The 12,136-nt window shown below is 73.7% G+C and carries 12 protein-coding genes; 3 read left to right on the top strand and 9 right to left on the bottom strand.

All coding sequences use genetic code 11. The features are described from left to right. Positions 1-28: 28 nt before the first annotated feature. From VGL20_08025 to VGL20_08010, 4 genes are all read right to left on the bottom strand, one after another. Positions 29-796 (bottom strand): ABC transporter ATP-binding protein, encoded by a 768-nt coding sequence (locus VGL20_08025; GenBank protein ID HEY2703621.1) that lies wholly within the window; start codon positions 794-796, stop codon positions 29-31. After that, the gene (locus VGL20_08020) at positions 793-2,772 is read right to left on the bottom strand and encodes an ATP-binding cassette domain-containing protein (GenBank protein HEY2703620.1); all 1,980 of its coding nucleotides are present in this window, start codon (positions 2,770-2,772) and stop codon (positions 793-795) included. Before VGL20_08020 ends, VGL20_08025 begins: the two co-directional genes overlap by 4 nt. Positions 2,773-2,783: 11 nt before the next feature. Then, positions 2,784-3,665, bottom strand: coding sequence for a branched-chain amino acid ABC transporter permease (locus VGL20_08015; GenBank protein ID HEY2703619.1), 882 nt, complete (start codon positions 3,663-3,665; stop codon positions 2,784-2,786). 147 nt (positions 3,666-3,812) lie between these two features. Further along, positions 3,813-5,333 (bottom strand): ABC transporter substrate-binding protein, encoded by a 1,521-nt coding sequence (locus VGL20_08010; GenBank protein ID HEY2703618.1) that lies wholly within the window; start codon positions 5,331-5,333, stop codon positions 3,813-3,815. A gap of 699 nt (positions 5,334-6,032) precedes the next feature. Between VGL20_08010 and VGL20_08005 the strand changes: the two genes are divergently transcribed. After that, the gene (locus tag VGL20_08005; protein HEY2703617.1) at positions 6,033-6,608 is read left to right on the top strand and encodes a hypothetical protein; all 576 of its coding nucleotides are present in this window, start codon (positions 6,033-6,035) and stop codon (positions 6,606-6,608) included. 99 nt (positions 6,609-6,707) lie between these two features. Here VGL20_08005 and VGL20_08000 read toward each other — a convergent pair whose 3' ends face one another. The 5 genes from VGL20_08000 to VGL20_07980 all read right to left on the bottom strand — a co-directional run bounded on the left by VGL20_08000 (position 6,708) and on the right by VGL20_07980 (position 10,878). Then, positions 6,708-8,390: a choice-of-anchor P family protein gene (locus tag VGL20_08000; GenBank protein ID HEY2703616.1), complete on the bottom strand. Its 1,683-nt coding sequence runs from the start codon at positions 8,388-8,390 to the stop codon at positions 6,708-6,710. A gap of 106 nt (positions 8,391-8,496) precedes the next feature. Continuing rightward, on the bottom strand, positions 8,497-9,237 hold the full coding sequence (locus VGL20_07995; GenBank protein ID HEY2703615.1) for a hypothetical protein: 741 nt from the start codon (positions 9,235-9,237) through the stop codon (positions 8,497-8,499). A gap of 104 nt (positions 9,238-9,341) precedes the next feature. Further along, positions 9,342-9,662, bottom strand: a complete 321-nt coding sequence (locus VGL20_07990) for a hypothetical protein (GenBank protein ID HEY2703614.1) — start codon at positions 9,660-9,662, stop codon at positions 9,342-9,344. 87 nt (positions 9,663-9,749) lie between these two features. Then, positions 9,750-10,610, bottom strand: a complete 861-nt coding sequence (locus VGL20_07985; protein HEY2703613.1) for a metallopeptidase family protein — start codon at positions 10,608-10,610, stop codon at positions 9,750-9,752. A gap of 19 nt (positions 10,611-10,629) precedes the next feature. Then, positions 10,630-10,878 carry a hypothetical protein gene (locus VGL20_07980; GenBank protein HEY2703612.1) on the bottom strand — a complete coding sequence of 83 codons (249 nt, stop codon included), beginning with the start codon at positions 10,876-10,878 and terminating at the stop codon, positions 10,630-10,632. Between the two features lie 125 nt (positions 10,879-11,003). On the opposite strand from VGL20_07980, the gene VGL20_07975 reads away from it, so the two are divergent. Together VGL20_07975 and VGL20_07970 are read left to right on the top strand one after the other, a co-directional pair. Next, positions 11,004-11,480, top strand: coding sequence for a hypothetical protein (locus tag VGL20_07975; protein ID HEY2703611.1), 477 nt, complete (start codon positions 11,004-11,006; stop codon positions 11,478-11,480). 5 nt (positions 11,481-11,485) lie between these two features. Then, a complete protein-coding gene (locus VGL20_07970; protein HEY2703610.1) occupies positions 11,486-12,127 on the top strand; it encodes an FHA domain-containing protein in 642 nt (213 codons plus the stop codon). Positions 12,128-12,136 lie beyond the last annotated feature (9 nt).

Below are 12,136 nucleotides of genomic sequence, written 5' to 3'. Positions count from 1 at the left end.
TCTGTCGATCCGTCCATGGTGGTGTTCCTCATGTCCTCGCTGCCGCCGTCTGTCCCGCGCCCTGGGTCACCGCCGCCGTCTCCGCGTGCGCCAGGTAGCCGTGGTGCTCGAGCCATCGCGCCGCCTCCTGGGTGGGGCCCGCGAACCGGATCCGCCCGCGCTCGAGCACGTGGACGGAGTCGGCCAGCCGCAGCAGCACGCCGATGTACTGCTCGACGAGCACGACCATCCGGCCCTCGTCGGCGAGCGCCCGCACGGTGCCGGTGAGCTCGGCGACGATCCGCGGCGCCAGCCCCAGCGACAGCTCGTCGAAGAGGATGCACTGGGCGCCGGTGACCAGCGCCCGCCCGATCGACACCATCCGCTGCTCGCCGCCGGAGAGGCGGAAGGAGGGCACGCCCTCCCGCTCCCTCAGTCTCGGGAAGAGCTCGAAGATCCGGTTCACCCGGCGATCGACCTCGGCGCGATCCAGCCCGAACCCTCCGACCGCCAGGTTCTCCCGGACCGACAGCGAGGGGAAGACGCGGCGTCGCTCGGCGACCATCACCACCCCCGCCTGGCCGCGCCGGTGGGCGGGCCAGCGGGTGATGTCCCGGCGGTCGAGCGCAACGCTTCCGCCGGAGGTCTTCACCAGCCCGGCGATCCCCGAGAGCAGGCTGGTCTTGCCCGCCCCGTTGGCCCCGATCACCCCGACGATCTCGCCGGGCCGGCACGCGAGGCTGACCCCGCGCACCGCCGGGACCGGCCCGTAGAAGACGCGGAGGTCCTCGACCTCGAGCCCGCCTGTGCCGTTCATGACGCGGTCACCAGCTCACCGAGGTAGACGCGCCGGACCTGCTCCTGGCGCATGACGTCGTGCAGCGGCCCCTCCACGAGGAGGTGGCCGTCCTCCATCACCATCAGGTGCTCGGCGACGCGGGTGATGAAGCGGAGGTCGTGCTCGATGACGAGCAGCCCCCACCCCTCCCGCGCCTGGAGGTCGAGGAGGACGGCGAGGAGCTTCTCGGCCTCCTCGTCCTCGAGCCCGCTCACCGGCTCGTCGAGCATCAGCACCCGGGGGGTGCGGGTGAGCGCCCGGACCAGCTCGATCTCGCGGCGCACGCCGAAGGGCAGCGCCGCCACCGGCGTGCCGCGCAGCCCGGTGAGGCCGAACCGGTCGAGCAGCCAGGCCACCCGCTCGCGCCGCTCGGCGCCGTCGCCGCGGCCGTGGCCGACCATCAGGTTCTGCTCGACGCTGAGCATGTCGGCGAGGCGGGGCTGCTGGAAGGTGCGGCGGATCCCAGCCCGGGCCCGGTGGAAGGAGGACCAGCCGGTGATGTCGCGGCCGCCCAGGTGGACGCTGCCCTGGTGGGGGACGAAGCCGGTCAGCGCGTTGAAGAGCGTGGTCTTGCCCGCGCCGTTGGCGCCCACGATGCCGACCCGGCTGCCCGGGGCGATGCGCACGCTCACCGAGTCGACGGCGCGCACGCCACCGAAGTCGACGGTGATGTCCCTTCCCTCGAGGGCCATGGCGCCGGCCGGCACCGTCGCGGGGGCGGAGGAGATGGCGGCGTCGCTGCGCAGCGAGAAGCCGCCGTCACCGGGCTCACGCCGGCCGGTGAGCTCGACGGGCAGCCCGGCGGCGACCGCGCCGTTGCCGCCGGCGGCGCCGTTGGCGGCGACCACGGGCGCGGGCGCGACCGGCAGCTCGGTCGCGGGCTCGGCCGCCTCCTCCACGGCGCGGTGGCGGAGGCGGCGCACCTGGCCGGCCACCCACTCGCGGCGGTCGCCGACGATCAGCGCGACGAGCAGGATCATGCCGGCGAGGAAGCTGGGCGACAGCCGGAGCGGCTCGAGCACGATCGGGATGGTGGTGAAGGCCGCCGCCACCAGCCAGACCGAGGAGAGGTCGCGCATCCCGCTGGCGATGGGGATGGCGACGTAGAGCACCGAGATGATGAGGATGAACGACTGCGTTCCCGGAGGGGTGCCGTTGATGAACGAGAAGAGGCAGCCGGCGACGCCGATCAGCACCCCGGAGAATGCGAACACCAGCAGCTTGACCGCCCAGTTGCGCACCCCGACCGCGGACGCGCCCTCGGGCACGTGGCCGACGAGCACCGCGTGGTAGCCGAAGCGGGAACGGCGCACCGCCCACACCGCGGCCCCGACCGCCATCGCGAACAGAGCGACCACCAGGAAGATGGCGCGCTGGGTGTCGAACCAGCCCTGGAGCACCGGCTGGGGCACCGCCTCACCGGCGGCGCCGCCGGTGACCCCGGGGATGGAGAAGATCACCTTCTCGATGCCGATCTGGAGCACCAGGGAGGCGACCACGAAGTAGAGGCCGGTCACCACCAGCGAGGCGAGGCCGCCGACCACGGAGAGGCCGGTCACCGCCGCCAGCGCCACCAGGCCGCCGAGCAGCACCCGGCCGGGTCCGCCCTGGGAGGCGAGGTTGGCGTAGAGGTAGGCGCCCAGGCCGGCCAGCCCGGCCGCGTTCAGCGGCATCTCGCGCAGCGCCGCGATCGGCAGGAAGAGGGCGAGGCCGATGATCCCCGCCACCAGCGCGGTGGAGCCGGCGTAGAGCAGGTGACCGGGGAGCAGCAGGAAGCTGGCGGTGCCGAGGATCAGCACCAGGGCGGGGAGCACCAGCCGGCTCTGCGCGCGGAGTCGCACCAGCAGCCCGCCGCTGGGCGGCGCGACGGCGGCGGCGGAGTGACCGTTGGCCTGGGTCGAGCCCAGCGCCACGCCCTCGGCGGCGGCGGGTGCGGCGTCGTCGGTACGCAGCATGATTCGCCTCCTCAGGTCTGCAGGTGGGCGAGATGGCGCCGCTTCGTGCCCGCGTAGAGCACGCCCACCGCCATGATCAGGATCGCGCTCAGGTTCTCCAGGCCCGGCCCGAGGCTGCCGCCGAGCATTCCCCCGAGGAGACCCTCGGCGACGCCGAGGGTGACTCCGCCGGCGAAGGCGAGGGCGAAGGACTCGAGGCCGCCGAGGACCGCTCCCGCCAGGCCCCAGACCATGACGAAGAGCAGCAGGACGCTGTCCAGCTGGACGCGGCTGCTCGCCAGGATGCCGGCGAGCCCGGCCATCCCGCCGGCCACCGCCCAGACCCCGACGACGTAGACACCGAGCGGGATGCCCACCGTCGAGGCGCCGTCGGGGTCGTCGTAGATGGCGCGCACGAACATCCCGAACCGGGTCATGCGCATCACCCAGGTGGTCACCAGCACCACCGCGATGCAGGTGGCGAAGGTGCCGATCTGTGAGTAGGTGATGAAGGTGAGCTGGAAGTTGAAGCCGCCCTGGCCGAAGGGCGACGGCGGGCTGATGTTGTACGACGGGATGATCAGGTCGACCCACGCGAACAGCAGCAGGGTCACGGTGAGGGTGAAGATCATGACCAGGCCCTTGGCCCGGTTCGCCAGGCGCAGGTTGGCGTAGCCGAGGATGGCCCCGAGCACGCCGCCGATCAGCACCCCGCCGACGAGCGAGACCACCAGCGGTGCGCCCCACTGCGAGGACATCCACCAGTACACGGAGGCGCCGAGGGCGGCAATCCCCGCCTGGCCGAGGTTGACCACCTTGCTGATGCGGTACGAGGCCACCATTCCAAAGGCCATCAGCCCATAGATGGTCCCCAGGGACACCCCGATGATCAGGGCGGAGATGAACAGTGCCACGGACTTCAGGTCCCTCTCAGTGACCTCCGCCATTGCACCTCCCGAGGCCCGGGGGATGGGCGCGGAAGCGAATGGTCCCCCGGGCTGTTGGGGAGATGCAGTGGACGGAGGCTGTTCTAGGTTGTGATCGGCTGGTGAGACCGCCGGTTACTGGTAGAGCGGATCGGGATAGATATGCTTCTCCTCCCAGCCGCCGTCCGGCGCGGTGATCCACTGGTAGATGTATTCCTTGTTGAAGGAGTACGGGTACTGCCCGTGGTCACCGTGTGGCCACTTCAGCACCACACCCATGCCGGTGTCGTACTGGTGGGTCTCGATCTGCTGGATGAATGCCGACCGGGTGACGTTGGCCCCCAGCGGCCCGATCATCTGCGGCAGGGCGATGGCGCACACGAAGGCCGCCTGCGAGATGTGGTGGCCCATCGCGTACTTGAAGTGCAGACCGGCGACGTCGAAGCCGCTGTACTGCTTGGTGACCTGCTCCCAGAGCAGGTTGCCCGGCGACACCGGCTCCTGCCAGGGCTCGGGGATCAGGAACGACGTGATGCCGGCGTCGTGGTCGCGGATGTAGTCACCCCAGACCGGGCCGAAGCCGGGGTCGGTGGTGACGTGGTTGGAGTAGTAGCCGAGCGGGGGCGCCCAGTTCTGGCCACCGGCGTCGCGGAAGAACTTGGCCAGCGGAGCCGCCCAGGTGAAGGTGAACACCGCGTCGGGATTGGCGACGCGCATCGAGAGCACGTGCTGGGACTCGTCGGGGGAGTCCCACTCCATGGAGAGGTTCTGCACGACCTTGATCCCGTACTTCTGCAGGGTCTGGGTCGCGATGTCCTTGGCCGCGATGTCCTCGGACACGTTCAGATACATGATCCCGACCGTCTTCGGGTGCTTGTTCTCCGCCACCCACTTGGCCATCGAGCTGGCCTCGCGGATCCCATTGGCGTGGCAGGGGAACATGTATGGATCGGTGTATTCGCTCTGGAACCAGCCCCAGCTCATGAAGGGGACGTGGTCCTGGGCGAGCGCGGGATGGATGACGTCGGTGAGGAACGTCTCGGCCGGCAGGAATGCGAACACCTGTGTCTTCAGCTTCTCGTAGCACGCGCGTGCGCGGGTCACGTCGCCGCCGTCGTCACAGGTGAGCAGCTGGACCTTGCGTCCGTTGATGCCGCCGCGGTTGTTGATGTAGGTGAGCGCCGCCTCGGTGATCTTCTGGGTGGGCTCGGAGACCACCGGGCCGAGGCTGCGCGTGGCCGATGCCAGGTTGATGGCGCCGAAGGTGATGGTGCTGGCCGTCACCCCCACGTCGGAGGCGAAGTTCGCGCCGTTGGCGGGAGGAGCCGGCTTGCCCTGGCCGGGCAACGGCGGTGCGGGGACGCCCGGAGCCGGGGGCAGGACGCCCTGGCCGCCGGACGCGGGCTTTGCGGCACCCGGCGCCGGAGCGCCCTGGGCGGGTGCGGGAGCCGCCGCGCCCGGCGCGGGCTGCGACTGGCTCTGCGAGCCGTTGGGCGCCGCCTGCGGCGCCTGCGCCGGCGGTGGCTGGGCGGCGAGGCCGGAGCCCTGGCCGCTGCCCCCGGAGCTCGACAGCGACGCCGAGCCCCCGCCGCACGCTGCGGCCGCCAGCGCCACGCCCGCGGTCAGCACCGAGAAGCGCGCGTATCGCGACCACATGCTGTTATCTACCCGCCTCATATTTTCACCTTCCCCACATGTGTTGTTCTATCCGCGTCATGACGTGATGCGACCTCCTGTGTGAGCCTCCGTTTCTGCCAAAGAGCTCCCGTTCGGCCGCGCGGTATCGCGCCGGCCGGCCTCACCGCTGGATGAGCAGGGCCTCGGGCGAGCGTTTCAGCCTCACCTCCTCCTGCTCAATCCCTTTGCAATGCTAGGCGGCGGCGCTCAGTGGTCGCGACACGGCAGTCCGTAGTCTTGTGCGGGTCGTGACCGCACAAACCCTACGGAAACCCGCGGTCGCGGTCCCGGTGGCCGGACCGCGTTGCTCCCTCCGGCAAGTCCTCCTCAGTGCGGGAACGCCCTCCCCGCGTGGGTCCCCTGACGGTGAGCATGTTCGCCAAGCCGCCGGGGGCCGTCCATCTGCCCCCCGGATAGAGATGCACGGCGCGCGCTATCCGACATGGATAACCGGTGAGCGGGTGCGCCGTCGCGCGTTTTCGAGCGGCGCGCCAGCTTGGGCACGGCTCGGACGTTCTAACCTGCATGAGGGTGGGCGACGCCGTGCGGCGCCGGCACCGGGGGTTGGAGGACCAGGCGATGACACCGGACGAGGTCACCCACAAGGAGCGGCGCTCGGCACCCGAGCCCATCGTCATCCCCCTGCCCCAGCCGCAGGAGCCCGCTCCGGCAAAGTAGATGGACGACGAGATCTCGACCCCGATCGTCGGTTTCCGCTGCTGGGTCCTCGAGCTCGGCCGGCCGGTCCTCAAGAGCGTGGCGATGCGCTACGAGTGGCCCACCGGCCGGATCGCCGAGGCGCTGTGCATGTGCTCCCCGCATGAGCCCGCGAAGCACGCCGCCCCGGACGAGCGCTGCCGCTGCGGGCTCCACGCCCGCACCACCCTCGACGGCTGCACCGAGGAGTACCCGTACTACCCGGTGCACGGCTACTGGGCCTACCGCAGCGCCCCCACCAGCGGCCTGATGGCGATGGGCGCGGTGCTGATGTGGGGCGGGACGCTGCGCGGTAAGCGGGTGATCAGGGCGCAGTACTCACGGGTGCTCTGCCTCACCGAGAAGCCCGACCTCTGGGCGCCCCGGAGCGGCAGCAACGACCCCTCGTCGGTCAGCCCGGAGAACGTCGCCAGCCGCGAGGAGACCCTGCAGGCGATCTGTCAGGCGTACGGCGTCCCCATGATCCCGTACGCCGCCGCCACCCGCTACGCCGCCGAGTTCGGCGACCTCACCGAGGGCGCCGACCTGGCCGCCTGAGCTTCACGATCTCGACTCTTTCCCCCGACGCCCCCACGCTCTAGCATGGTGCGATCGGTGGGGGCCGGAGAGAGGGGCCGGGCGGGGACGTCGAAAGGGTCAGGGCCGGCCCACCAGCAATGGTGGCTGCCGCCCCGCCGCGGGGATGACGCGAGGCCGCCGCGCTGCGATGTCAGCGAGGTGGGCCACACCGTCACCCACCCCGCCGGCTCCCGCCGTCTGAGCTCCGCCGCCGCTGGGCGGCGGCGGCGGCGGCGGGGTGCCGACCACCAGCGCGACCTGCACCTGGGGCGCGCCACGCTCCAGCGGCACCGGGTGGACGCCGCCGGCGAGCACCATGTCGGCCTGCTCGCCGCCGTCGAGGGCGATGCCGTCGCGGGCGCCGTGGCCGATCAGCCACGCCGCCGCGTCGGGCAGGGTGAGGCCGCCGTGCCGCCCCGGCGGCGCGCTCGCCACCGCCAGCAGCAGGCTGCCGTCGGAGCGGAGCCCGACGAGGGTGCGACCGGTGTGGTCGAAGGGGCGCACGCTCCACCAGAAGGCACCGCGGCGGCCGTGGTCGTCGAGGCCGTCGATGTCCACATGGGAGTCGCTCACCAGCCGCTCACCGCTGACCGCGGCGCGGCAGGCCGCGGCGTCCGTCCCCCTGGCCAGGCGTACCGGGGTGGGGTGCCCGGCCACCGGGTCGCCGACGCAGAGGCTGGTGGTGTGGAGGTCGTCGGGGGTGGCGCGGCGGTGGTCGACGATCACCGCGCCCAGGGCGTGGGTGTAGTCGGAGTAGTTGGCGGTGATCCCCAGCTGCGCCCCGGCGCGGGTGACCAGGGTGGCCACCGGCTCGTGGCAGCCGCCGCCGCGCCGGTCGCCGCCGAAGCACTCCGGGGCGGTGGCGCCGGCGACCGCGGCGGCGATGGTGTGCCGGGCGAGGTCGACCTGCGCGTAGGCCACCTCGGTGTCGAGGGGCAGCGCCTCGTGGCGCACCTCGAGCGAGCACGTCGCCGCGCTGTGGCTGTGCCCGACGACCACCTCCTCGCGCAGCCCCGGTCCCAGCGCCGGCCCGGTCCACAGGTGGATGGCGTTGACGATCAGCCCCGGCCCTCCGGGATCGGTGAGCTGCTCGTTGAGCACCACGGTGAGCGCCACCGCCGCGCCCTGGGCGCCCTGGGGCAGGACCACCACCTGGTTGGGCGGCGGCGTCGAGCTGGCCAGCACCGGATGGGCGCCGCCGATGAGCTGGGCACCGCCGACCTCCAGGGCGCCGATGCTGCCGAGGCCGGTGGCGCCGGTGCAGCCCTGGGTCAGCGAGCGGCTCGCCACCGAATCGGCGATCAGCGCGATCGGGCTGCCCCGGAACAGCTCGACGTGGGCGACGCCGGCGCAGGCGCTGGCCCCGGGCGCCGCGAGCCGCGAGGTCGGGCCGCTGTCGGGGAGCGCGGTGCCGGCCGGGGGGCAGGCTCCGGCGCCCCCCGGGTCGAGGGTGGCGACGGCGGCGTCGCCGGCGACGTGGAGGACGTCGAGGCCGGTGATCGGGCATCCCGGCGGCGCCGTGCCCCCGCACGAGAAGGTGCCCGAGTGCCGCGCCGCGGTCACCTCCGGAGGGACGTGGGCGGCGACCGGCGCAACCGGCCCGGCGGCGCCGCTGACCCCGCGCATCAGCAGCGCGTAGGAGTCGCCGCCGGCGGAGCCCCCGAGGGTCTCGGCGTGGCCGCCGCGGACGCCGGTGAGCAGGCCGACCAGGAGGACGCAGGCGGCGGCGATGGCGAGACGGCGTCGGCGGCGGCTGGCCACGTTCTCTCCCTTCCTCCCCGGGGCGGCTGTTCTCCGGCGCTCGGGTCATCTTGAGGCAGCGGAGCGCCGCCTGTGGGTGCCCGAGGTGACGGGAGGTCGGGCCCGGTCAGACCGCGCCCGCGATCATCGCGGCGAACGCGCGCGCCCCCGCGGGCTGGAGGTGGTAGCCGTCCGGGCCGAACCACTCCGGGTGGCCGGCGCTGGCCGCATACCAGTCGGCGAGGACGGTGCCGGGATGGCGGGCCACGCCGTCCCGGAGGGTGGCGTTCACCGACGCCTCCCACGGCCGGGGCACCCGCACGGTGACGAACACGACCCGGCGGCTGCCGGCCGCCGCCCGCACCATGGCGTCGAACTGCGCCGGGGAGACGGTGCCGTTGGTGCCGAGGTCGACCACCAGGGTGGGGCGCAGCCGTCCGGAGCCGCGATCGGACTGGACGGTGGCCACCCCGGGATCCCACTGGCGGCTGACCACCGCGTCGACCTCGATGGACGGGATGGCGGCGCGCAGCGCCGACGACGCGCCGAGCATCACCGAGTCGCCGATCCCCGTCGCCCCGCCGGGGGGATCGGCGGTGGCCGGGGGCGGCGCGGGCGCGGGGGTGGGGGTGGGGGTGGCTCCGGTCGCCGGCGGAGGCGGGAGCGGGGTCGAGGTCGCCGCCGGCGGGCGCCCCGGGGTCGCCGTGGCCGCGGGCGTCGGGCCGGGCGAGGCGGTCGGGGCCAGGGTGGCGGCCGTCACCGGTGCGGATCGCGGCGCCGGAGTGGTGGCCATCGCAGTCCAGGTGTGGATCTCCGGCGAGCAGCCGGCGAGGAGCATCGGCACAGCGCAGAGGACCGCCGCCCTCACAGCGCGGCGTGGATCACCGAACCGCCGCTCCGCCACCCCTCTCCCGCCTCGCGCACATCCGTTCGACCCCGGCACTCTACCATGGTCGCATCCGCGGCCCCCGCTCAGGCGGCGGTCGAGCTCTGCGCCTCGGCGACCTCGCGGACCACGGCGACGATGCTGCCGTCGACGTTCACGGTGAGCACCATCAGGCCGCCCGCGAGCCAGAAGCTGCGCCGCCCGGCGAGCTCGCCGGCGGCGGTCTCGAGCCGGCTGCGGATCGCGCTGCCGGAGACCGCGGGGTTGTGCACCGACACCGGCTGGGCGCCGAGCGCGGCGAGCCACTCCACCGCCTCGGCGGCGCTGGTGATCCAGGCGGTGACCCCGTCGACGTCGAGGAGCTCGCCCTCGAGGTACCGCGCCTTCGCCTGATCGCCTGCCGTCATCCCGCGCACGTCCCGTGTCGTGTGAGCCTGCGCACAGTCTCCCACGAACCGCCGCGATCGCCGCCTCGGTGACCACCCCGTGACCGATCAGGCCAGGCCCATCTCATGGAGCGCGGCGTGGTCGAGCCCGAGGTTGTGGCCGATCTCGTGGCGGAGGGTGACGCGGACCTGGTGCTGCAGCTCGGCCTGGTTCCGGCTGTAGCTCTCGATGATCCGCTGGAACAGGATGATCTGCTCCAGCCACTGCGACTCCGACACGGCGGTGCGGGGACGGCCGCCTCCGCTGTACACCCCCAGCGTGGTCGGGGTCACGAAGCCTTGCTCGATCATCTCCCGGCTGGGCAGGTCGTGGATGAGCACGTCGGTGTCGCCCAGCGCCTCCTGGTACGTCGCCGGGATGTCCGCCCACTCGGCGGTGGCGATGGCGTGGAAGGCGTCCTCGCCGACCCGGTACGGCACCGCGTGGTGATAGGGGTCGAGGCGCGCCGCGGCGGCGGCGGCGGCGTCGGCCTCCTCGAGGCGCTGGACGTACGGAAGGGTGCGGCCGAGCATCGCCCAGGGCCGGGCGCTGCGAGGCTCCAGCAGCGCCGCCTGGCGGAAGCTGGTCTCGGCGCGCTCCATGGCGCCGGCGTCGAAGCACGCCATGCCGAGCTCGAGCGCCACCATGAACGACCCGGGGTCGAGGGCGGCCGCCCGCTCGGCGCTGCGCAGGGCGCGCTGCCGCAGCGGCCAGGAGCGGTCGGCGGTGACCCGGAGACCGCGGGCCTGGATGAGCAGCGCCCGCACCTCGGCGGCCGGCTCCAGCCGCCCCGACCGCACCGCGTCCTCGGCCAGCTGCACGGCGTGCACGGCGTCGCCCTCGTGGAACGCCGCCTCGGCCTCGGCGAGGAAGCGCCCCGCCTCGTCGCCGTCGCGGGGCAGCCGCCGGTCGAGGAGGCGGTCGAGCATGCCCACCCGAACCGCCTCGCTAGACGCCGAGGTGCGGGAGCGAGCCGGTGCCGCCCCCGGCACAGCCGCGGCAGAGCGGCACCCGGTCGCTGCCCATGCCCTGGACCCGGCAGGCGGGGCAGACCATCACGGGCAGCGCCGTCGCCGCCATCGCCACCACCTCGACCCGGCCCGGCTCCGGCGCGGTGGCCGCGGACGCGCGCACCCCGCAGTGGGCGCACGCCGGCCGGCGCAGGTCGGCGATCCGGGACATCGGGCTCTCGGTCATGGACCGAGGCTATCAGGGGCGCCGCCTCGCCGGGCGGGTCGGGTGACGGCGAAGGAGTACCCTGCAGTCGGGGCAGCCGTCGCCCCAGGAGGAAGGCCATGCGCGGGGTGCGAGGAAGACTGCTGTTGCTCGTCGTGGCCGCCCTCGCGGTGATCGCGCCCTCCCTCCACCCGACCCCGGCGGCGTCCGCCGCCAGCAGCGCCGCCTGCGTCCACCAGTGGACCGACACGGTGACGCCGGGGACCACCACGACCAACCAGCGGGCGCTGTTCAGCAGCCACGGCGAGACCGGGACGATCCAGTGCAGCGGGACCGTGCAGGGCCGGCAGGTGACCGGCCCGGGCACCTTCGGCGAGGTCGGGGTGATCGAGGGCAGCTGCAGCTCGGCCCTGGGCCAGGCGCTCTTCTCCATCACCCTCCCCACCGGCGGCGGTCCGGTGCACCTCCGGTTCCCGGTGACCTTCAGCCTCGGCCCCGGCGCCGGCCAGACCTCGGGCGACGCCTTCCCCGGCGCCTTCGTGGTGCGTCCGGTGAAGGGCGACTGCGTGTCGACGCCGGTCACCGAGATCACGGTCACCCGGTTCGGGCTGCTCCAGAGCTGACCGCGATGGAGGGCGTGATCGTCGAGATCCGCGAGCCGGGCCGCAAGCCGCGCCGGGTCCCGGTGACCGCCCGGGTCGAGGTGGGGCGCGACTGCCGGGGCCTGCTGCTCCACGACGACGCCGCCTCGCGCCGCCACATCACCCTCACCCCCGGCCCGGATGGGCTCTTCGTCACCGACCTGGGGAGCAGCAACGGCACCTTCGTCAACGGCGCGCAGCTGACCGGCCGTCCCCAGCAGATCGGCCCCGGCGACGTGATCCGCCTCGGCGAGACCGAGATCTCGATCCCCGCGCCCGCCGGCGCGGACGCCGAGACCGTCTCCGCGATGGTCCCGGGGCCGCCACCGGCCCGGCGACCGGCCGCCGGCTCACCGCCGCCGCCGCCGGCCGCGACCGCACCGCCGGCCCGGCCGCCGCGCCACCCCGCGCCGGCCCCGGCCCCGACTCCGACCCCGACCCCGACCCCGGGGCTGTCGCTCGACGAGCGCACCGGCCGGCGGCTCGCCGCGGCCCACGGCTATGCCGAGGTCGAGGTGGGCGGGGTGGAGTGGTCGCGCTTCGTCGAGAGTGTGATCGACGCCGGGCTCGAGCAGCTGCCCGCGGTGATCGCGCGGCTCCGGGCCGAGGGGGGCCGGGGCGCGCCCTGACCTCAGCGG

It is taken from the genome of Candidatus Dormiibacterota bacterium, from assembly GCA_036495095.1.
Taxonomy (GTDB): domain Bacteria; phylum Chloroflexota; class Dormibacteria; order Aeolococcales; family Aeolococcaceae; genus CF-96.
This window is presented reverse-complemented; position numbering and strand designations above follow the sequence as displayed.